This is a genomic window from Ruegeria sp. CL6, from assembly GCF_056536465.1.
Window position 1 is genome coordinate 382,587 of the sequence record NZ_JBQFPR010000003.1, and the last position, 20,645, is coordinate 403,231.

The following is a 20,645-nucleotide window of genomic DNA, read 5'->3' on the forward strand; positions in this document are numbered from 1 at the left end:
ATTCTGATCATATTACAAATAGAATATTCTCAGTGTTTATCTGTTTTTGGAATACCCAATGAACTTCACAAAACTCTCATACGTCGTGGCTGTTGATCGCGCAGGCTCCGTCTCGGTCGCCGCAAAAGGTTTGAACATCAGTCAGTCTGCCGTGACAAAAGCCGTCGCCGACATTGAAAGCGAGCTGGGCTTTGCGCTCTTTGATCGCAAGGCCCACGGAGTCGTAACCACTCCGGCAGGACGTGATTTTGTTGATCGCACTGCGCGTATTCTCTCTGATGTCGATCAACTCGCGATGGATGCAAAAGAAGGGCGCAAGACGAAGGATTTGCTGTTGCGCGTAGGCGTAACACCTGGGTCGTTGGAAGGCCTGATGAACCGGTGCGTCGAAGCCCTATTGCTAGCGGACTCGGACGTACGCTTGCACATGCGTGCTAGCAATTTCGAAACCGGAATCATGTTGTTCCGCCAAGGTGACATTGACGCACTCGTCGGGCCGAAACTGGCGTTAGATGCCGAACCGGGAGTGGTAAGTCGGGAGTTACCGCCCATGCGGCCCTTCGTTTATGCGCGCAAGACGCATCCGCTTGTTGGTCGCAATGACTTGCTGCCCCAGGATATCGCGATGTTTCCAATCATTGTTCCCGACATTCAGGGACCGCTGGTATCTCCACTTCTCACCGTTTTGGAATTCCTTGGTGGAAACCCGCTGCGTCGCGTTCATGTCATCGAAACCTACCCCATTACCGCACGCCTGATTGATCAATCCGACGCAATAGGCGTGGTGTTGGGAAATTTCGCGGACAGTCATGAGTTTTCCAGCAGATTTTCCATTCTCGACTTCGACATGGGAGGAGCACTGCCCATGGCGGTGGCGACGCGCAAGTCGCAACCTATGGGCAAGGCTCTGCAGCGATTTCTGGGAAAACTGGAGCTTTTCCCACCCACTGGTTGATAGGACGGCGAGCGCGGTGGAATCAGTGTTCCATTCTCACCCACCAGAACGTGTGCCTTCGGCAAAGCGCGGTAACATTGCCGAAAAGTCAGTGCCGAGCCCTTTCTCATTTTCTACATATTGTTCATAGAGTTGCGTCGCAACGAGCCCCAACGGCGTATCAGCAACTGCTGCTTCTGCAGCGTGTTGCGAAAGTCGCAGATCCTTAGGGTCAGGACTCATAGCCAATAGATGACGGTAGCCGCCAGTGCGATGGCTGAGAGGAAGACCTTTGGGCACCTGTCGTATCGGGTTGCCACTCGCCGCCAATCTTTCAGCCTTCCGAACATGATCTCGATCCGATTGCGACGTTTGTAGCGACGCTTGTCGTACTTCACCGCTTTCTTCCGCTGCTTCCGGCCTGGGATGCACGCGCGTATCCCTTTGTCTTTCAACGTTTCCCGGAACCAATCAGCGTCATATCCGCGATCCCCAAGCAGCCATTCGACATCTGGCAGGCTGCTCAACAATGCCCGTGCGCCGATGCAATCGCTGACCTGCCCAGCCGTCACAAACAAGTTGAGTGGGCGTCCCTTGCTGTCGCAGATAGCGTGCAGCTTCGTGTTCATGCCGCCCTTGGTCCGACCGATCAGGCGCCCACGCCCCCTTTTTGACGCCCAAACTGGTCACTGTGCGGTGCGCCTTCAGGTAGGTCGCATCTATCATCACGGTCTTATCTTCGCCGTGCTCAGCGGCCAATCCGACCATCATCCGGGCGAAGATGCCCTTGTCGCTCCAACGTTTCCAGCGGTTGTAGAGCGTCTTGTGCGGGCCGTATTCATTCGGCGCATCGCGCCAGCGCAAACCATCGCGATTAATGAAGACTATCCCGCTCAACACCCGCCGGTCATCGACGCGGGGTTTGCCATGAGACTTTGGGAAGAAGGGCTCAAGACGCGCCATCTGGGCGTCGGTCAGCCAAAACAGATCAGACATGTTCACCGCTCGGTTTTCGAACCGTGAAACACGCAACCCCGAAGAAATCAATGGGTTCTGACCCTAGAAAACTCGCATAGTGTGCATCTTTAATTCTAGCGATGAAACGCTTGTAAAACTGTTTGAACTAGCCATCCCCACAGCCATGACCGCTTATCAACCCCAAAGCAACAGAGATCTTCCGACTGCTTTGGGCTCGAAGCGGCCGTTCGCTGCAACTAGCGTGAACGACCGCATTGCGGACTTTGCTGCCAATTTGAACATGTATCGCTTGTTCAGCATACGGTCTAAAGCTGACTCAGCGTTAACTGAACCATAACGGCGTGAACAGCTCAAAGCCCCAATGCCGGCCACGACACAATTGCGAGTGGGACCCAGATTGGAGAGGTCAGTACTGCTGCTGAAGTTATAGCTAGATTTTTACCTATGTGCTTTTCTCGGAGCTCATCGGCCGGTTTCGTGCTTTGGCCTGATGCAATCAGCTGTTCGCGCATGAATGCGGTTTCAGCTTTTTGCGCCTTTGTCTCGCATGCGGTTACAACAATACAGATAAGAGTTATTTGAATAGTCTTGCTCAGCATTTCTCATCTCCCTTTGCTGGTAATTGCTAAAGTAAAAGATCGGATATGAAGCATCACTCGAACCGCAAACATTTAATATTAAAGTAAAAATCCACACTGGAAGGTTTCACGTCATCCATTCCTATAATGGAATAGTGTTTTATGTTTACTTGTTGGTCCGCCGCTGATTGACGATCGATGCAGATAATCAAGTTGAATTCAGAGCAGGCCTTCGATTTTTAATGCGGCGACGAAATCGGAGATGAAATTTCGACCGATTGATGCTCCTGGCTCATCGTCAAACGCAACTGTTCCTAAACCTGTTTCTTCATACCAAACCAAGTTGCCATTGTAGTTCAGGGCTAGCCGGTAGCAACCATTTAAAATTAGGTTTTTTGTGTCGCTTAAAACTAAACGCGCGAAGCTAGCGCTATGAACCGTAACGCTGGATTCCAAGTTTCCGGTAATGGAAATTGGATCAAAGTTCATGGTCGTTACAACAGTGGTTTTACCGTCAATGACTGTGTACTTTCCGTGAAGAGTAAGTATCGGGCCAGCCTTGCCAAAGTTTGTGCTATTGAATGGTTTTAACTCGAAGACTTTTACCCCGGCCTTTAACAACCTCGCACGATACTGGGAGTATCCACCATGCACGGACACATGGTTGGTCGAAGCTAAGGAATTGGTCACGACTTCGACCCGAATGCCCTTGTCGCTCAACCGCTCCAGAAGACTGGCGCCCTTGTCCGTTGGAATGAAGTAGGGTGTGACAATCAATACTTTTTCTGTCGCTCGAGCGATCTCGTCGTAGTGCGATTGCGAAACGAGGTATCGACCCTCAAATTTATGCCTACGTATTTTTCCCGGAACGTCCGATACAAAAGAAACCTTGGCGCTAATTCCATCGTTCTTCAGCGGTCGTCTTTCAGATGGTTTTTGCAGGTCCCGATATGTTCCTTGCCACGCTTCTTCTGCCCTTCGGCGTGCGGTAACGCGAAGATCATCGAGGCCGACCATTGGAGGCAGCAACTGAAGGCTAGAGATGTCTTCGCTCCATTTATCGGTCCAGTAGAGCTCGAATGCTTCAGAAATGGCCTTCACTTTCTCGCCGCGAACCCCAATTTCGAAATCAAGGAACTTGGAAGTGCCGTTATCTGCGAAGTACTCATCAGCGATATTTCTACCTCCAATAATTGCGTAGAGGTTATCAGAGATTTGAAATCGGCTATGCATTCGCCGTCGGCTTTTTTCGTAGTCAACTATAAAGGAAAATAGCGTCGGGCTAAGGCGCGAGTATGGATTGAAAACGCGGACTTCAATGTTGGGGTGATTGTCTAGCGCAAAGAACTGATTTGCGGTTCGTCGATTGAACAAGTCATCGAAGAGCAATCGGACATTTACTCCTCGATCAGCCGCATTCAGGACTTTGCTTACAAATAGATGACCGGCATCGTCTTCTCGCAGAATGAACAGGCTAACATCAAGTGTTTTTTGAGCCTGATCAATGGCGTTCAAACGGTTACCCAACGCTTCCAATCCGTCTCGGAGCGGTTTGACTAATGCATAGGATGTTTTTGTTTTCACCTCAACGTTTAAAGATTTTTTGACGGGGGTGTAGGGAGATATTTGGGGCATTGAGCGTGAAACCATTGGTGATGTTTCAACGAACAAGGTGCACGCGCTCAATGTTAGGAAGAGCGCCCCTGCGCAGAGCGACGTTCCGTCAATTTGTCTAAGCAAGAAAACTTTGAAAACGCGAAGTGCCCCAAACATCTTTGAACTCACTTAACATTTATTGATCACTGATTATTTATCATATGTTGAAAATAATCAATGATCAATATATAATATTTAGAGGATATTAATTGTACAGTTTCAGAGGTTTAAGTGGCAAGGAGATCAGACCATACCCGTGCAGAGCTTAGGGAAATGATTTTAAAATCGGCAACGAAACTAGTTGCGAGCGAAGGTCTCGAAAAGCTGACAATTAGGCGTATCGCTAGGGAAATTGGGTACACATCAGGGACGCTTTATCTGATTTTTGAAAATCGCGATGATCTAATTCTGGAATTGCACGTCAACACATTGCGGAGCCTTCACACGTATTTGTCGGGCGTGATCTTGGATGGCTCGCCCGAGAAGGCATTGACGGAGTTAGCGAAGTCCTATTTGGAATTTACTCAGAAAAACTCCAACCTTTGGAGCGCAGTGTTTGAACACAAGTTGCCACCGGGAAAGGTAACTCCCGAAAAATACGATCGTGCCATTTTCAATCTTATTGATATTGGTGTCGCGGCAATTCGCCCATTGTACCCAGAGAGCCATGTTGATGAAGCCATTCATGACGCTCGTGTTCTTTGGGCTTGCCTCTATGGAATCGCCGCCCTTGACGCCTCAGACAAGTTATCCCGATATGAAACCTCGGAGTCGTATATCGAGTCTTTAATGAAGAATTACGTAACCGGGATTAGAAAGAGTATGCAAGAAAACGAGATATGACCAATGTATGAGGTCGTCTCTTCGAGAATAACAGCCAGGCTTTCCCTTCCATTAGTAAACTTTGATCAATGCAGGTCGAAAAACAGTTTACGTCAACTTCAATCGTCCACTTGGGCTCAGAGCTGCCTATCCTCACAGCTTGTATGATTAGCTGGTTGGCAGCCCGCACCCAAGCGGAGTATATTCAGCACAAGGACGATACAGCGCGAGATTTCTTAAGACATATTCTTGAGGTTTGGATGCTCGGACAGCATTCCTAGTGGGCAATCGGGCGCGGGCTGACGGATGCTCGTTCTCGAGGAAAGCTAATACTGCACCTCGAGATCATTATTGAAGAATAGGGCTGGGCACTGGTGCCTGGTGCTTCGGCTCTTGCTCCACCAAATCCGACTCCGGATCGTTTGGACTCCGCCTTGTCTTTTGCAAAGGAGTACGGGTCGAAGGGGGGATAGTTCTTTGAAAGTAAAATCAATGGTTGGCGTTCTCGGGTCAAGAGAGCAGCGATGAGCTTTGCATACTTTACCTATGGATCGAACATGCTGCCGGCGCGTCTCAAAGCACGATGCAGCACGGCCCGTGTGATCGGCACGGCGCATGCTCACAGCTTTGGACTAGAATTGTCCGTGCGTGGGGGAGGTATTCGGCGGACGCGCGCTCCGGGTCGTTGCGCATGGCGTTCTCAATGAACGAGGCGCGCAGCGTGGGGTTCATGGTGCGTGACGGAGCTACTTGTTGGCCCACGCGTCAGTGATGGCAGATTGTTCCGCTTTGGTCGGGGGTACTCTGCTGCTGCCTCGGGCCTGCTGGCGCGAGGACAAGTCTGTCCGCGATCGGCCGAACCGGCACGAAGGTGGCCCATAACCGCGAGGACTGGCCACCAAGGATTCGCGCCACAGTTCCCGAAGCGTTCAAGCCGCGATCTCGGCGCAGCCGATCGCGTAGATCAGTCGTTCCCAAAATTTGCCTCAATAACAACGCGAACGGGCCAAGGCCGCGCCAATTTTTTTCGCTATTCTGGTAAAAAAGTGGGAAGGCGAATATTCTGGTAAAAAAGTGGGAAGGCGAAATGGAAATCCTGTCAGGCATCCTGGATCAACTGAGCGATTCGTTTGCCGTAAAATACCTCTTCTCCCCGATCTACGTCGCGTCGACGTTGGTCATCGTTTACATTGTCTGGCTTATCCGCGGCAAACCGGACCGGTTCTTGCGCTTTGCGCTGCCGCGTGAGCTTTACATCCATCCATCCACGCTCGTGGACCTCAAAGTTGCCGTTTTCAATACCTTCTTTCTGGCCACCGGCGCGATTTCCGCTTTGATCTTCACGCCATTCGTCACGATTGAAATTCTTCAATGGCTTGGCGGCCCGGCAGATACGGATACCGGATGGATTAAGGGGGCAGTTGCCGCCCTGCTCTTGTTTCTGGCGCAGGATCTGGGCCGGTTCTTCAACCACTACCTGCACCATGAAACGCGGTGTCTGTGGCCATTTCACGCCGTGCACCATTCCGCGGAGGTGATGACACCGCTCACCTTCATGCGCGCCCATCCTTGCTATTACGCTGTGCAGGCTATCATCATTTCAGTTCTCGTCGGCCTTGTCTCGGCGCTCGTGCTTTGGGGCCTCGTCGGACGGATCGATAACTGGATCATCTATGCGGGTGCACTGGCCTTCAATGCTTATGTGTTCTTCGGGGCAAACATCAGGCACAGCCACATCTGGCTGAGTTACGGTCGCGTCATGGAACATATCCTGATCAGCCCGGCCCAGCACCAGATCCATCATTCCAGCGACCTCAAACATCACGACAAGAACTACGGCGAGGTATTCGCCATCTGGGACTGGATCTTCGGGACGCTCTATGTTCCAGACGGCTATGAAGAATTAGACTTCGGCCTCGCGGACGGAGACGGGAACAAAATTCCGCAAAAGCATCCGACGCTTTACGATGCCCTTATCGGCCCCTTCGTCGAAGTCTGGGAAGACATCACCCGCGGCACATCCATTCACCCATCGCGGGACACGGACACATGAGCACGGTCGACGTCTACTACGACGGCGAATGCCCCTTTTGTGCCCGCTATGTCACAATGCTTCGGCTGAAAGAAGCCGTCGGTCACCTGCGCCTGATCGACCTGCGTGAACACGCCGAGATGCGCCGCGAATTGCAGGTTCAGGGGTTCGATCTGGATCAGGGGATGGTGGTCGAGATCGGAGGCCGCCGCTACTGCGGCGGAGAAGCGACAAATCAGCTTGCGTTGATGTCGACACCGGTCAATTGGTTCAACAAGCTGAACGGCGCAATTTTCTCGAATCCGATGGTGGCGGCGATAACTTACCCGGTCCTGCGCACTGGGCGCTGGATCACGCTTTTTTCTATGGGACAGCAAGGCCTAAGCGAGCCCGGTGCGCATGTTGCCGCGCGGCAAACGCTTTTCGCGTCAATCTTTGCCTTGTTTTCGCTTTTCCACGTCTTCAACTACGCCTTTGCCTACGGTCGCTTTCCGCCACAATCTGATCTGATCGCCGTATTTGCGGCTGCTATTTTTGTGCTGGCGCGCCCGAAGTCGGCGCGCGCGCTAGCACTATTGATGCTGGCGAGCCTGATCAGCGCCATCGTGCAAGCGCCGGCCCAGTCCAATCACACGATCCTGCGCAATATCGTTGTCGTTGGCTACTGGCTTTCCTTTGCGGTGGCGGCCATTCGGTCCCAACCGGCGTCGGATATATTCGCCAACTTCCGATTGGCCGGATGCGGCGGACTACTCGTGATGTACGTCTTCGGCATATTTCACAAGATCAACACGGATTTTTTGAACCCCGAGACCTCCTGCGCGATGGCTTTATGGGCTGAAATGCCGTGGCCGCTGCACGCAATTCAGGGTCGGGCGATAGACATTCTCGCGATCTATGGAACCTTCGTTGTTGAAGGGGCGATCATGCTTGCGCTTATCTTTACGCGCACCCGCTACATCGGCCTGGTTTGCGGCATAGTCTTTCACTTGCTTTTGGGCCTGAGCAACTATGCGGCCTATCTTGCATTCACAACGCTGACAATCTCCCTGCACGTGCTGTTCCTGAGCGCCAGCCAACTCGACCGGATCAACGCATCGCCTGAAATGATGCTGATACGCCGGAACGCCAAGCGGCCACTTTATCTGGGTGTCTTTGTGATGTTGATTGCCGGCGGCGCCATGGCAATGTCCCAGTACAACTTCACGCTGGCGAACATATACCTTATGCCCTTGGTGCTGCCGCTGTGCTATCTGATCCTGCGCTATGGCGGACATGTGCCGGGCGAAACCCGTGATCGGCCCGGACGCTCCGCCATCGCAATCGGCGCCTTCGCCACGTCGCTATACTTTCTCAGTGCGATCATGCCTTATATGGGCCTCAAGACCGCGCAATCGATAAACATGTTTGCCAACCTGCGCTTGGAACAGGGCATCAGCAACCACCTCGTTCTCCCAAACCCGCCCGGACCCTTTACATACCTTGAGGATGTCGCGGTCATTACCGGCTCGGAGAACAGCCGTCTGCTGAAAGGCTATCAGGCGCGCAATTTCGCCGTGGTCTGGTATGACCTGCTGGCACATATGGACGACAATCCGGAGGTACAGGTCAGCTTTGAACTGAACGGCACGTTCTATCGTGACGTCGGTCGCGCTGATTTTGCGGATGAGATCGCGGGCACGCTGCATCATCCCTGGGTGCGCAAGTGGTTCCACTTCCAGCCGGTTCAATTGGAAACGCCGGAGCACTGCACGATCTAGTAATGCTTCGGATCGGTCTCTGTCAGAGGAAATTGGCTTGAGGCGCAACAAAGCGCTGGCTAGCGTCTGCCAATGAACAAAGACAGCCCTTTCAAGTAGTTCAAAAGCAGCCCCGAGATCATCCGCCTGGCGGTGATGCTCTACGTTCGGTTCCCTCTGTCGCTTCGGAACGTTGAGGGCCTGCTGCACGAGCGCGGCGTGGACGGAAGCCACGAAACGGTGCGGTTTTGGCGGCATCGGTTGTGGCCGCTGTTCGCGGCCGAGATCCGGAAGCGCCGGATCGAAGGGATGAAATCGAGCCGCTGGCGTTGACACCTTGACGGGATCTTTGTGAAGATCAACGGCAAGAGACACTACCTCTGGCGGGCCGTCGATCATGAGGGCGAAGTGCTGGAAGCAATCGTTACCAAACGTCGAAACAAGCAGGCGGCATTGAAATTCCTCAGGAAATTGATGAAGCGCCACGGTAAAGCGGAAAACGTCGTGACGGATCGATTCGCCTCATACAGAGCCGCGCTCAAAGAGCTGAGCGCCAATGAAAAACAACAGACGGGCAGGTGGCTCAATAACCGGGTTGAGAATTCGCACCTGCCGTTTCGACGACGAGAACGCGTCATGCAACGTTTCAGGCGCATGCGAAGTTTGCAGAAATTCGCCTCCGTCTATTCCTCCGTTTACAACCACTTCAACCAGGAAAGATCGCTCGCCAGCAGAGATACCTTCAAGCTGACCCGCGCCGCCGCTCTTAGCGAGTGGCGTCAACTTTGTTCCGGATAAGTTCGCGATTTCCGCGGCAAACTGAGACTGGTTCGAATTCGTCTGACAGCACCGCCACCCACACTTTTTTGCTATGAAAATCAGAGATAACACTGGTTAACCCCAGTAAATCTTGTCTCTGTCTTAGGGGGTATACTTCCTATCCACAGATAAACACAGATGGCTCTGACACGAGAGTTTAACCATTTTCTGAGCCACCTGATGCCTAAGATCGACCTGACTACACCTAAGAGTAGGATGCTTCTGAAGCCAAGGAGCAGCCCTTATGCCCATAGGATCAACACTGGTAGAAGCCTTTGCTACCGACGAAGAACTGAGTCCACTGCTGGACGATGGCTAGTGAGAACGGCTGACTTGGAGGGAAGTTACACCTATCATGCGCTGGGAGTAGCTGATGATCTTACCAATACTTCTGGAAAGATCCTGGACTTTAATCAAGCCTTGGCTTTGGCGTCCTCGCACACACCTGACACGAATCAAGAAGACCTATCTGTGAGCAGCCTCAACTGACTGGTCCAAGTTGATTGTTAGTGCATCATCGGCCTGTGATCCATCGGGATGATGGTTTCGGGCGCTGGCGGGCGGTAACCCAGAGCACTGTGGGGTCGTTTTGTGTTGTAGTGTTTTCTCCATTGTTCGATCAGGATTTGTGCTTCGCGCAAGCTGTAGAAGATCTCTCCGTTGAGTAGCTCATCCCTGAACCGGCCATTGAAGCTTTCACAATATCCGTTCTCCCATGGGCTGCCGGGTTCGATGTAAGCCGTCTTGGCGCCGACGGCAGCAATCCAGTCTCGGACAGCCTGGGCGACAAATTCCGGCCCATTGTCAGAACGTATGAAACTCGGCACGCCGCGAAGTATGAACAGATCCGTCAGAACGTCGATTACATCGGTCGAGTTCAGTTTCCGCTCAACCCTGATTGCCAAGCATTCCCTACTGTATTCATCAAGGATGTTCAGCGTTCGGAAGGCTTTTCCATCATCGGTTCGGCAATGGACGAAGTCATACGACCAAACATGGTTGCGAAACTCTGGCCGTAGCCGAACACACGACCCATCGTTCAGCCAGAGCCGTCCTTTCTTCGGTTGTTTCACTGGCACTTTCAGCCCCTCCCGTCGCCAAAGCCGTTCAATCCGCCCATCACTGACAGACCAGCCAGCCTCTCTCAGCAGTGCAGCGATCCTGCGATAGCCATATCGACCGTATTGACGGGTCAGCTCGATCATGTCGGCCACCAATCGGTCTTCGTCTGCGCGACCTTCTGGGACACGCCGTTGCGTGGACCGGTGTTGTCCAAGCACGCGGCAGGCGCGTCTCTCGGAAACGTTCAGATGGCTACGAACATGATCGATGCAGGCACGACGACGAGCGGGGCTCAGTAGTTTCCCTTTGCGGCTTCCGTCAGGATCAGTTTGTCCAGCGTCAGATCTGAAACCGCGCGTCTCAGTCGCTCGTTCTCTTTCTGAAGCCGCTTGAGTTCTTTCAACTGATCTACACCCATTCCACCGTACTTCTTTCTCCAGCGGTAATAGGTTTGTTCAACAACGCCGATCTGCCTGATCGCATCAAGACGGGACATGCCTTGCCCCATCAGAACTTCAACCTGCCGTAACTTCGAGACAATCTCTTCGGGCTTTGGTCTCTTGTTTGCCATTCGTGGGCCAGCACCAGCGCCACGTCGTCGGCTGTCCAGCCCAGCGTCGTCAGTTCGATCCGGTCTTTCTGCACGTCCGCGCCGCCGGTCAGGTAGAGGGTTTCGGGCGGCAGCCGGTCGAGACCGATAGGCTCGCGCATGGACGCCAGCTCGGCGTCGTCCAGATCGTCGCCTTCGCCGCGCCACGGCTCGCCCAGCACCGTGTTCAGCCACGGCTTCAACGTGGTCGGGCTGCGCTTGGCCTGAAGGAACTCAGCTGCCAGACGGGGCCACGAGGCGTTCGGGAGCGTGCTGGTCAGGCTGGTCAGCTTGTAGCCCCGGTGCCCCTCCACATGCGGCGCTGTGGCCCGCCAGCGACCCTCTGCGACCATCCGGGGCTTCTGCCGATCTTCGACCACGCTGCCGCACTCGGGACAGACCCAATGGGCCGTCTCGGGCTTGCCGTCGTTCCACCGAATGTCCGCCCAAACGATCTCTTGGAACTCTTCGCAGCCGGGGCACGGGACCTCGAAGACCCGCTTGTCGCTCTGGTCATAAGCCCGCAGGATGCGGCTGGTCTCTGCATCGACCGGCGTGCTGGCCAAGACGATCTTCCGATTGCCGTAGGTCATGGTTCGCCGCATGGCCAATTCCACGGGGTCGCCCTCCACGCCCGCGCTCAGTTCGTAGGCGTCGATCTCATCGGCGAAGAGGATGCGGGCCGTCCGGGCGCGCAGGTTGCGCGGGGCGCGGGCCGAGACGATGGACAGGCTGCCGCCCGCGAAATGGCGGTGCATCAGCAAATCGCGGCCCGATGCGTCGGTCGAAAGTGCCGCCCGCAGCGCAGGAGACTCGCCAAAGGTCGGTTCGATGACGGACACCATCAGGTGCCGGGCGTCGGCTTCAGCGGGGACCACGCACAGGACCGGGCTGGGGTCGTTCTGGACGAAGTGCCCGAGCGCCCCAACCATCAACTGTGTCGCGCCGACGCGGGCGCTCTTCAGGATCGTCACGCGCTCCACCGTGTCGTCGCCGATGGAATTGCCGATCTCGATTTGCGGCTTCCAGAGCCGCATCCGGCCCGGCTGGGCGGCGAGGCTGGACGGCAGGAAGACGTGAGACTCGATCCACTCGCTCAGCGCCAGCTTGGCGGGCGGGCGGAAGGCTCCCAGCGCCTCGCGGCGGAGCTGCGCCAGACGCAGGTCAGCTTTCATCGGCGATGACCTCCAAGAGAACACTTGAACCGAAGATCCCGCAACACCACTTGACCATACGTAAGTATCATTAAAAGGGACAAGAAATAATGTATGGATTGATCTTCAAGTTCGGGATTGCTGCCTTGCTCATGACAAATGGGCCGAGGCTTATCAAAGACGGCTATGATGCCATTCAGCACATTCGGGATGATCTCAAAAAGCGTCAATCCTGAGCTGGCTGTCCCTCTATCGACGATCATCGGCGATACCCTCCATTGCGTCCCTGATCTCGGCGTCCAGCGCGGCGGTCTCTTTCCGGTCCAAGGCGAGGCGGCTGGCCACCCGGGACGGCACGGCCAGCACAGCGGCACGCAGGTCGGTGACGATAGCCCGCCACTCGTTCGCCACCTGCCGGGAGTCCAGCAGCTCTCCACGGGCGGCGGCATTCTGAAGCGCGATCTTGTCTGCCTGTTCCCGGGCCAGCCTGATCTTCTCATCGGCCAGGGCCTTGTCGGGGGCCTTGCCCTTGGCCAACTGCCGGGCGTGGTCGCAATAGGCGGCGACCGATGCCATCAGCGGATAAGTCTTCTCGGGCGTCCGGGGCAGCACGCCATCGCGACCGAGCGCGTGGACCCGGTTCGCGGTCAGCCCGAGCCATTCCCCCAGCTCTGCGGCGGTCACGGTCTCAGGGGCGGCGAAGTCGTCGGCCCACTCTTCGCCGATCAGCTCGGCGATGCTGTCACGGGTGTCAGTACTCACGGGCAAATCCCCCACAGGAGGGACCGCCCCCAAAGGGAGGATGCGCCCCACAGCGGTTTTCCCAAATCAGAATCTTCACCACGGGGTGAAATGTCGAGGCTCCGCGTCCCCGCAAAGTTATCCGTCAGGGGGGAACCGCTCACTCCCCACACGGGGGCTTCTCTGAGCGCATCCCCCACACCACCAACCCAGCAATGGGAGGACAGGACAACAGGACACCCCTTAAGGGGTGTGTCCTGTCGTGTCCTGTGCTCGTCCCCGAATTGCCGCAGGACATGTCCTGCAAATGTCCTGTCGTGTCCTGTTTGTCGTGTCCCGTGGTCAATCATCATTGTCGCCTCCCAGAAGCATGTCCGGCGACTCCGTGAGGCGGACTTGCTCCCCCTGAGAGATGAAGAGCTTGCGCCGCGCCAACTGTTCCAACGCCCTGCGGAACGCCTGTCGCCTGTCGTCAATCTTTTCCGCCCCTGAAACCGCGTCACTCGCGATGCAGGCCGCCCGCCACTCTGCTTTCGGGATCAATTGTCCGTCCGGCGACAGGTCGGTAAGAATATCCAAAGCTGCCTTCGCGCTCGGGGGCAGCGGCTTCCCGGGGTTCGGTAGATGCGCGGTGTTCTCTTCGTCGCAAATTGCCGTCCAGATCGTATCGCCGTCTTCGTCGGTGCCCATTTGGATCGTGCCCACGCTGAAGGCCAGTTCCTGATCAGTGCTGCCATTCCGGTTCTTGGTCGGCCTTACGCGGACCACCTTGCCGTCGCGCTTCAGGTGCAGCGACATGTCCAGCGCCCCGTTCAGGATCGAATGGCCACGCGGCAGGCCGTTGCCGTCCTTGGTGTCGTGGTGGACCAGCACGACGGCAGCGCCCCAGCGGGTCAGGCTGCGGGCCACAGCGACCACGCGGCCCATCGCCTTCGCTTCGTTCTCTTCCAAGCCGGGGAATCCTACGGCGAGCGTGTCGATCACGATCAGCGCAGGGCGCTGGTCTTCCACCGCGACCGTCAGAGCCTTCAGGTCTTCGCTGCCATCGCTCAGCAGATCGGACACGCCTTCGACCAGCTTGAAGGCTTCAGCCTCCCCGCGCTCCGACCGTAGCGCTTGAACACGGGCGCGCATCCCGTGGCTGTCCTCCGCCGCGACATAGAACACGCGCCCCTGCCGGGTGCGGCGTCCGAAGACCTCCACACCTTGCGCGACGGCGAATCCCAGATACGGGGCCAAGAGTGATTTTCCCGCGCCCGGTGCCCCGACAACGGCGGCAATGTCGCCTTCGCCGATCAGACCCTTCACGACATAGCGGCGGGCTGGCAAGCCTTCGCAGTCGGACGGGCTGAGGAAGTTCAGGTGCGACGGCTGTCCCCACAACAGATCGAACGCCTCGGGGTCCAGAAGGCGGCGGTCCTCTTCGATTGTCTTGGCCAGCGACTCTTCCGCCGACACGCGCTTGATCTCTTCCAGCTCTTCGGCGGTCCAGCAGTCGTCCAGATCGCGCGCCAAGAGCCGGTCTAGATCAGGGTGCCGGAAGCCTAGCTGGCGGGCGCGGCCAATGGCAAACCACCCAGTCAGCCCGCCGGGCCGATCCGCCTTGAAAGACTCCCATACGCGGTCGGTCTCGGTCGGGTCATAGGTGCCGTGCTGTGCCGACCATTCGTGCCACAGATCATTGCCGTCGAGGCTGCCGCCGGACTCGGCGTGGATCGCAAAGCCCATGTTCAACCAATCGTCGCGCGTCGGGAAGGCGTCGCCGTCATTCGGCACGGCCCGCACCACTTCGGCGAAGGCGGACCACGGCAGGCCCGTGGGCTGCGCCTCGCCCACGTCCACGGGCTTTCGTCGGATCGGCAGAACCTCTGGCCACGGCGGCAGCTTGGCCGTCAGGCTGCCCTTTAGCAGTCTATAAGCGCCCTCGCCGTTGATCGCGCCGGGCGCGACCACATAGCCACCTTCGCCGCGCACATCCAATCCGGGCGGTAGCCCGGCGGCGCTGTTGCCCATGCCCTCGGGCCATTCGAGGTAGATGTGGCGACCATCGCCCGCCGTGGCCACCTGCGTGTCGGACAGCGCCTCCACGTCCAGCCCAAGCGCCGCCAGTTCGGCCAAGCCGTCCTTGCCGTTCTTGCGGTCCACGTCCAGCACCGCAATGCCGTTCCGCTTGCCGGTCGGAATGGCGGGCATGGCGTCGGGCCGGTCGCGCCACCACGCTTTGATCTGGTCCTGGTCCGTCGTGGCCTTGTCCTGCCAGCCCTTCACAATTGGGCGTTTGTCGGGGCCGACCGGGAAGACGGCAATGCCATCCGCCACCAGAGCGAGCGCGGCGCTCACGTTGTCAGCCTCTTGGCTTTTGTCGGTGTTCAGGTTATGTTTCGCGTGCATTGGTCGTGTCCTTTTTCGGCTTTTGTGACTGCGCCGCCAGATGCAATTTCATGGAAGCCCTCGCCCTGATCCGGCGAGGGTTTCTTGGTTTCAGGATATGTGGGAATCAGGTCCCGAGCCACGAAAATCTGCAACACACTTTGCAACACATACCGCAGCGCGCGTGAATCGTAATAAGATGTTATTGAACGATTAATTGTGCTCTTTCGGGCGAAACGACGGACTTCGTCTCCGCCACCAAACCATTGAAATTGGGCCGCGCTTTGAACGAGCCTCGGCCGTGCCTATGACGGAACCTGTCAATCAAGAAACGATTGAGTGCTGTTTCGGATTGCCCGAGTGAAAAATAAACGCCTGGCTATTGAGCCGGCTGGGCCGTTTGGCCTGTGCAAAGCGCTTGGCGATTTCTGGGTGGCGATTGTTTGGTCAGGAAGAGCCGCTCTTGGTCATAGTTTTTAACATTTGGGAAAAATACAGACCCGGAGCGAGCCGGTTCACGATGTGCGCGATCCGCGCCACTCGGCCGACGGGAATGAACTGCTTTTCCTGCTCAAGCCCGCGCAGGATAACGCGCGCTGCATCGTCAGGTTCCATATAGTCAACGCCGTCCGTGGCTGACCCGGGCCGGACGAAACCTTGCTCCGCTGTACCCGGCCGCCCGATATTCGTGGCCACGAAAGAAGGTGCGGCGATACTTACGCGCACGCCATGTGCGATTTCCTCTGCCCTGAGCGATTTGAAGAACCCTTCAAGCGCGTGTTTGCTGGCTGCATAGGCGGTGCGATGAAATAGCGGCGCAAACCCGGCAACCGAGGATATGGCCAAATGGGTTCCTTTAGATTGCCGCAAGGGGTGCAGAAACTGACTGGCGCAGTGAACCGCCGCAAAATAATTGATCTCGAACAGATCGCGGTGCGAGGCCATGTCGCCTTCGGCGAAGGCAGAGATTTGCGAAACGCCCGCGTTGTAAACCACCAGGTCAATCGACGCGCAGGACTTTATGACCTTGGCGCAAGTCTCCTTGATCTGGTCCGGCTGGGTCAGGTCACAGGCAAAGGTAGTGACGCCGTCCACACGGGCAAAAGAGTCCAACTCGGGCCCCGGAAGGTCAATGAGCACGGTGTGCCACCCTTGCGCGCGCAACGCCGCGGACAAGGCCCGACCCAATCCGCCCGCGCCGCCGGTTATCACTGCGGTTTGTGTCATTGGGCGGCCTCCCACCAGCGTTGAAATGCCTCTGCACTTGAAAGCTCGGGCTCGTATCCGAAATCTGTCCTAAGTGCGGAATTGTCCAGAACAGGGCGGTACAGCAGAAAGCGCACCTGTTCCGGACCATAGCGCGACAGACCCAGAGGGCGCGCGATTGTCAGGGCTGCTTTGACCAATCCGGGCTGTAACCATCGAACCGGCTTTCCCATGGCCGCTGCGATCTGTGAAACGGTCAGCGATCCGTTTCCGGCAACGTTGAAGATACCAGCGGGGCTGTCAGTCGCAGCCCGAAACAGGATTTCCGCCAGATCCCTGTCCCAGATAAAGACAAACGGGCTGTCCGATCCCTTGAGGCCCAAAAGCCGAGGTTTGCGGAACAGGGCGGTGATTTGGTTCTCTATGTTTGCGCCAAGCACCGTGCCGACACGCAGGACGACTTGTTCCAAATCCGGCGCGGTGTGTCTGGCCTCGGCCAGCATTTCTTCGACCAGACGTTTGTGCCAGGAATAGGCGAATTCGTGATTGCCGCGTATCGCATCGGTTTCTTTTAGTGGAACGGGGTTGTCCGGGTGATACCCGTAAGCCGCACCGGATGACGTCACCACAAGCCGCCGGGTGCCTGCACCGATGGCCGCGTCCAGCACATTGCGCGTGCCTTCGACATCGACCCTGTATTCCAATTCACGGGTCGAGTCCGGCCGGGGTGTCACGATCGAGGCGAGGTGAACAATCGTGTCAGGACGTTCTTCAAGGATAACGGATTGCGGGTCGCTTCCCGTCACGTCCATCTTCCTGAACCGCGTGTTTGCTGGCAGGTCGGACGGTTCCCGAATATCGGTGGCGATGACCTCAATATCGGAATGGGGCCCAAGACGGCGCAGCAACGCCGTTCCGATGGCTCCGGCGGCACCCGTGATCAGAATCCGGTTCATTGCGGTATCTCTCGTCTGGCAAAAAACGCGGCAAGGGCGATCCCTGATATCGCGTGCCAGATACCCCACAGCGCGGCAGCAACGGCCATACCGCCCAAGCCGCCGAAGAAGGCGAAGATCAGGATCAGCCCCAGCCCCGAGTTCTGAATTCCGGTCTCAATCGTAACGGAACGGCGATCACGCTCGGACAGGCCGGCGGCGGTGGCGGTGAAGTAGCCGCCCAGAAAGGCCAGCGCATTGTGAAGGATGACCAGCCCGACGATCGCTCCGGCAAACTGAAGGAAGTTGTCCCAGTTCGCGGCAAGCGCCACGACGATGAAGGCAACGAAGATGGCCATAGACAGCCACTGCATGGGGCGGCGGATGCGATTGGCGAACCGTGTAAAGCGTGCATTGACGATCATTCCAAGGATCAGCGGCAGGATCAGCATGAACCCCACGGTGATGGCCACTGCGACCGGGTCGATCTCCGTGCGTTGCAGGATTTCACGGGTCGGGCCATAGAGGTTGCCCCAAAACGCGATATTTGCAGGCGTGACGATGATCGCTGCGACGGTTGCGAAGGCCGTCATCGACACGGATAGCGCGACATTGCCCTTTGCGCGATGGGTCATGAAATTCGAGATGTTCCCACCGGGACAGGCCGCGACAAGAATAAGCCCCATCGCGACAGAGGGCATGGGTTTCAACGCGACGATCATCAGGAAGGTCAGGGCCGGCAAAATGATGAACTGCGAAGTCAGCCCGACGATCAGGGGTTTGGGCCCCCGCGCTACCCGTCGAAAGTCATCAAGTCGAAGGTCCAGCGCGATCGAAAACATGACAACGGCAAGGATGGCGTTCAAAAGCCTCAGGTTGCCCGCGTCGAAGTTCAGCGCGACCTGGTCGATCCCGTTCATCTTTCCGCCGCCCTGAGAGCTGCGATCTGGCCCGTCACTTCGCGCCGATAGGTTGCCTTGTCGACATAGAAGGCCATGCGGGGCAGGTCGATATAGTTCATGCCGCCCGTTGCCCGCTCGAACCCTTCGGCCTTGGTCGCACGGATCGCCTGTGCTGCCGTGTTTCCAGACCGCAGCCCGGCAATATACCTGGCGATCATTTCGGCCTGCTCGTGTCGGCCCTGCCAGCCCAGCCCGGACGCCTCGACCATGCCCAAAACGAACACGTCATCCCGTTCAGGATGCATGCAGTTCAGGTAAAGGTGCGGCGCGTCCCCTTTCCAGTTCAGAAGCGACTTGTCGATGAATGGGTAGTGCAGCTTGTAGCCGGTCGCCGCCAGAACCATGTCGTACTCGGCCGAACTGCCATCGCGGAAGTGGACGGTTTTGCCTTCAAATCGCGCAATGTCAGGGCGCACTGTCAGGTCGCCATGTCCAGCGTGAAACAGGATAAGCGAATTCACGACGGGGTGGGATTCGTACAGCTCGTAATCCGGTTTTGGAAACCCGTATTTCTGAGGGTTTCCCACGAACCACTTTAGAATTGCGCCATCCACCTTGCGCTTCAGCCACATCGGAAGACGGATTTTGCCGCCCATTGTGTCAGCGGGTTTGCCGAATACATATTTCGGAACAAAGTAATATCCGCGACGCATGGAAATGTCGCAGGAAACGCCATGATGGATCGCATCCACGGCAATATCACAGCCCGAGTTTCCTGCACCGATGACCAGAACCCTTTTGCCCGCGAATTGGGTTGGATAGCGGTAGTGCGAAGCGTGAATGAACTCGCCGGTGAACGTGCCCTCAAACTCTGGCATGTTGGGTTCCGACAGGGTGCCGTTGGCGATCAGAACGCCCGCGAATTGTTGTGTCTGCTCGGTGCCGGACGAGTCGCGCCAGCGGACTTCCCACCCTCCTTTGTCCAGCGGCGTGGTGCTCAGGACCTCGGCTCCGAAATGGAAGTGCTGATACAAATCGAACGCGTTGGCGAAGTCCTGAAAATAGGTCTTCAATTCGCGGTGTGACGGATATTCAGCCGTTTCCTCAAGCATTGGGAAATCTGCGAATTCGGTCATGCGTTTTGAAGAAATGAGGTGGGCGGTCTCGTACATCGTGGACCGAGGTGCATCAATGTTCCACAGACCGCCCACGTCATCTGCCAGTTCAAATCCTTGAAACGGCACGCCCTGCTCGATGAGCGTTTTTGCCATCGCAAGACCCATGGGCCCGGCCCCGATCAGTGCAAAACTATCTTCCGGGCGGGCCTTCACCTTTACCGGTTGGCCCGCTCCCAACTGCACCTGCTCCATGCGTCTCTCCTCCTGCGACGTCATTTATCTTGAACGATCGTTCTAAATAAGGCAAACTGATTTTTGAGATGTCACAACACGCTGTAAAAGAAAGAAAAAGGGCGCCGTCGCAGCGATCCGTAGCTGCGCGAGAGCGAATCCTGGACGCGGCAGAGCAGGTTTTTTCTGAACGGGGATTCGAGGGCGCATCGATTCGAGACATCGCGGAACGGGCGCAGGTTCAGAAGGCGAATGTGAATTTTCACGGCGGCCCGAAAGAAGAATTGTTTGAACGGATCGTCGCGCGCCGGGCCTCTGTTCTGTCCGAAGAACGCCTTGCTGCGATCAAGGCGCTGGAGGGTCAGGATTGGCGGGTCAGGGACTTTGTCGCGGCCTATATGCTGCCGCTGATCACGCGCGCGTTCGGCGGTGATCCGCAATGGCTGGCTTATGCGCGTATCGTGGCGATGGTTTCCGCGGATACGCGCTGGCGGGCGCTGGCAAAGGTGCATTTCGATCCCGCCGCATCCTTCGCGGTTCAGGCGTTGTGTGCACGGTTCCCAGATGCCGACCCAAACCGTGTGTCTGCGTCGTTGGTCTATGCTGTGTCTGCGATGTTGGCTTTGTGTACGTCCGACTGGCGTATTTCAGCCCTGTCCGGGTCCGACGGTGGACCCGAGGCAGAGGACATGATCGAGAACCTGCTAAGCTTTTGCGAGGCTGGCATTACCGGCAGTTTAAGCACGGGGTCGTCGTGACCCGGTAAGTTGTGCCGGACC

General features: G+C 56.6%; 17 protein-coding genes and 3 pseudogenes. 7 read left to right on the forward strand and 13 right to left on the reverse strand.

From position 1 onward, the window contains the following. Positions 1-58 precede the first annotated feature (58 nt). Positions 59-955 carry a LysR family transcriptional regulator gene (locus ACR0LH_RS11450; protein WP_170618822.1) on the forward strand — a complete coding sequence of 299 codons (897 nt, stop codon included), beginning with the start codon at positions 59-61 and terminating at the stop codon, positions 953-955. 36 nt (positions 956-991) lie between these two features. Here the strand turns inward: ACR0LH_RS11450 and ACR0LH_RS11455 are convergent. The 5 genes and pseudogenes from ACR0LH_RS11455 to ACR0LH_RS11475 form a co-directional block, all read right to left on the reverse strand. Then, positions 992-1,165, reverse strand: a pseudogene (locus ACR0LH_RS11455) (3-hydroxyisobutyrate dehydrogenase); the annotation flags it as partial. A gap of 8 nt (positions 1,166-1,173) precedes the next feature. Then, on the reverse strand, positions 1,174-1,563 hold the full coding sequence (locus tag ACR0LH_RS11460) for an IS5 family transposase (RefSeq protein WP_480721042.1): 390 nt from the start codon (positions 1,561-1,563) through the stop codon (positions 1,174-1,176). Between the two features lie 4 nt (positions 1,564-1,567). Beyond that, positions 1,568-1,930: pseudogene (locus tag ACR0LH_RS11465) on the reverse strand (IS5 family transposase); the annotation flags it as partial. A gap of 332 nt (positions 1,931-2,262) precedes the next feature. Next, on the reverse strand, positions 2,263-2,511 hold the full coding sequence (locus tag ACR0LH_RS11470) for a hypothetical protein (protein WP_170668966.1): 249 nt from the start codon (positions 2,509-2,511) through the stop codon (positions 2,263-2,265). Between the two features lie 198 nt (positions 2,512-2,709). Further along, positions 2,710-4,263 (reverse strand): phospholipase D-like domain-containing protein, encoded by a 1,554-nt coding sequence (locus ACR0LH_RS11475; RefSeq protein ID WP_480721043.1) that lies wholly within the window; start codon positions 4,261-4,263, stop codon positions 2,710-2,712. 114 nt (positions 4,264-4,377) lie between these two features. Here ACR0LH_RS11475 and ACR0LH_RS11480 point away from each other — a divergent pair, with 114 nt between their 5' ends. The 4 genes and pseudogenes from ACR0LH_RS11480 (at position 4,378) to ACR0LH_RS11495 (ending at position 9,537) form a co-directional block, all read left to right on the forward strand. Further along, positions 4,378-4,989, forward strand: coding sequence for a TetR/AcrR family transcriptional regulator (locus ACR0LH_RS11480; protein WP_170668968.1), 612 nt, complete (start codon positions 4,378-4,380; stop codon positions 4,987-4,989). Between the two features lie 1,066 nt (positions 4,990-6,055). Further along, the gene (locus ACR0LH_RS11485; protein WP_480721044.1) at positions 6,056-7,021 is read left to right on the forward strand and encodes a sterol desaturase family protein; all 966 of its coding nucleotides are present in this window, start codon (positions 6,056-6,058) and stop codon (positions 7,019-7,021) included. Further along, positions 7,018-8,760, forward strand: coding sequence for a DCC1-like thiol-disulfide oxidoreductase family protein (locus tag ACR0LH_RS11490; protein WP_480721045.1), 1,743 nt, complete (start codon positions 7,018-7,020; stop codon positions 8,758-8,760). Before ACR0LH_RS11485 ends, ACR0LH_RS11490 begins: the two co-directional genes overlap by 4 nt. Positions 8,761-8,895: 135 nt before the next feature. Then, positions 8,896-9,537, forward strand: a pseudogene (locus tag ACR0LH_RS11495) (IS6 family transposase). Between the two features lie 527 nt (positions 9,538-10,064). Here the strand turns inward: ACR0LH_RS11495 and ACR0LH_RS11500 are convergent. Together ACR0LH_RS11500 and ACR0LH_RS11505 are read right to left on the reverse strand one after the other, a co-directional pair. Further along, positions 10,065-11,191, reverse strand: a protein-coding gene (locus tag ACR0LH_RS11500; RefSeq protein ID WP_480721046.1) for an IS3 family transposase whose coding sequence is annotated in 2 segments (ribosomal slippage) — positions 10,065-10,927 and positions 10,927-11,191 — 1,128 coding nt in all. Because the reading frame shifts where the segments join, the coding sequence is not laid out codon by codon here. Continuing rightward, complete coding sequence (locus ACR0LH_RS11505; protein ID WP_480721047.1) at positions 11,128-12,384, reverse strand: terminase gpA endonuclease subunit; 1,257 nt, start codon at positions 12,382-12,384, stop codon at positions 11,128-11,130. The genes ACR0LH_RS11500 and ACR0LH_RS11505 overlap by 64 nt, the downstream gene beginning before the upstream one ends. 89 nt (positions 12,385-12,473) lie before the next feature. On the opposite strand from ACR0LH_RS11505, the gene ACR0LH_RS11510 reads away from it, so the two are divergent. Further along, positions 12,474-12,599, forward strand: a complete 126-nt coding sequence (locus ACR0LH_RS11510; protein WP_480721048.1) for a hypothetical protein — start codon at positions 12,474-12,476, stop codon at positions 12,597-12,599. 13 nt (positions 12,600-12,612) lie between these two features. Here ACR0LH_RS11510 and ACR0LH_RS11515 read toward each other — a convergent pair whose 3' ends face one another. From ACR0LH_RS11515 to ACR0LH_RS11540, 6 genes are all read right to left on the reverse strand, one after another. Continuing rightward, positions 12,613-13,125: a hypothetical protein gene (locus ACR0LH_RS11515; RefSeq protein ID WP_480721049.1), complete on the reverse strand. Its 513-nt coding sequence runs from the start codon at positions 13,123-13,125 to the stop codon at positions 12,613-12,615. 321 nt (positions 13,126-13,446) lie between these two features. Then, entirely contained in the window at positions 13,447-15,495 is a 2,049-nt protein-coding gene (locus tag ACR0LH_RS11520) for a bifunctional DNA primase/polymerase (protein WP_480721050.1), read from the reverse strand. A 426-nt stretch (positions 15,496-15,921) separates the two neighbouring features. After that, positions 15,922-16,701 (reverse strand): SDR family NAD(P)-dependent oxidoreductase, encoded by a 780-nt coding sequence (locus tag ACR0LH_RS11525; RefSeq protein ID WP_480721051.1) that lies wholly within the window; start codon positions 16,699-16,701, stop codon positions 15,922-15,924. After that, positions 16,698-17,636: an SDR family oxidoreductase gene (locus ACR0LH_RS11530; RefSeq protein WP_480721052.1), complete on the reverse strand. Its 939-nt coding sequence runs from the start codon at positions 17,634-17,636 to the stop codon at positions 16,698-16,700. The genes ACR0LH_RS11525 and ACR0LH_RS11530 overlap by 4 nt, the downstream gene beginning before the upstream one ends. Further along, positions 17,633-18,535, reverse strand: coding sequence for a bile acid:sodium symporter family protein (locus tag ACR0LH_RS11535; protein ID WP_170804566.1), 903 nt, complete (start codon positions 18,533-18,535; stop codon positions 17,633-17,635). The genes ACR0LH_RS11530 and ACR0LH_RS11535 overlap by 4 nt, the downstream gene beginning before the upstream one ends. Next, entirely contained in the window at positions 18,532-19,887 is a 1,356-nt protein-coding gene (locus ACR0LH_RS11540) for a flavin-containing monooxygenase (protein WP_480721053.1), read from the reverse strand. The genes ACR0LH_RS11535 and ACR0LH_RS11540 overlap by 4 nt, the downstream gene beginning before the upstream one ends. A gap of 68 nt (positions 19,888-19,955) precedes the next feature. On the opposite strand from ACR0LH_RS11540, the gene ACR0LH_RS11545 reads away from it, so the two are divergent. Next, positions 19,956-20,624, forward strand: a complete 669-nt coding sequence (locus tag ACR0LH_RS11545) for a TetR/AcrR family transcriptional regulator (RefSeq protein ID WP_480721054.1) — start codon at positions 19,956-19,958, stop codon at positions 20,622-20,624. Positions 20,625-20,645 lie beyond the last annotated feature (21 nt).

Coding starts and splice junctions, on each gene's coding strand:
- ACR0LH_RS11490 (WP_480721045.1), top strand. CDS start 7,018: ATGAGCACGGTCGACGTCTACTACGACGGCGAATGCCCCTTTTGTGCC.
- ACR0LH_RS11535 (WP_170804566.1), bottom strand. CDS start 18,535: ATGAACGGGATCGACCAGGTCGCGCTGAACTTCGACGCGGGCAACCTG.
- ACR0LH_RS11450 (WP_170618822.1), top strand. CDS start 59: ATGAACTTCACAAAACTCTCATACGTCGTGGCTGTTGATCGCGCAGGC.
- ACR0LH_RS11505 (WP_480721047.1), bottom strand. CDS start 12,384: ATGAAAGCTGACCTGCGTCTGGCGCAGCTCCGCCGCGAGGCGCTGGGA.
- ACR0LH_RS11540 (WP_480721053.1), bottom strand. CDS start 19,887: ATGGAGCAGGTGCAGTTGGGAGCGGGCCAACCGGTAAAGGTGAAGGCC.
- ACR0LH_RS11545 (WP_480721054.1), top strand. CDS start 19,956: ATGTCACAACACGCTGTAAAAGAAAGAAAAAGGGCGCCGTCGCAGCGA.
- ACR0LH_RS11485 (WP_480721044.1), top strand. CDS start 6,056: ATGGAAATCCTGTCAGGCATCCTGGATCAACTGAGCGATTCGTTTGCC.
- ACR0LH_RS11525 (WP_480721051.1), bottom strand. CDS start 16,701: ATGACACAAACCGCAGTGATAACCGGCGGCGCGGGCGGATTGGGTCGG.
- ACR0LH_RS11470 (WP_170668966.1), bottom strand. CDS start 2,511: ATGCTGAGCAAGACTATTCAAATAACTCTTATCTGTATTGTTGTAACC.
- ACR0LH_RS11520 (WP_480721050.1), bottom strand. CDS start 15,495: ATGCACGCGAAACATAACCTGAACACCGACAAAAGCCAAGAGGCTGAC.
- ACR0LH_RS11460 (WP_480721042.1), bottom strand. CDS start 1,563: ATGAACACGAAGCTGCACGCTATCTGCGACAGCAAGGGACGCCCACTC.
- ACR0LH_RS11475 (WP_480721043.1), bottom strand. CDS start 4,263: ATGTTTGGGGCACTTCGCGTTTTCAAAGTTTTCTTGCTTAGACAAATT.
- ACR0LH_RS11530 (WP_480721052.1), bottom strand. CDS start 17,636: ATGAACCGGATTCTGATCACGGGTGCCGCCGGAGCCATCGGAACGGCG.
- ACR0LH_RS11510 (WP_480721048.1), top strand. CDS start 12,474: ATGTATGGATTGATCTTCAAGTTCGGGATTGCTGCCTTGCTCATGACA.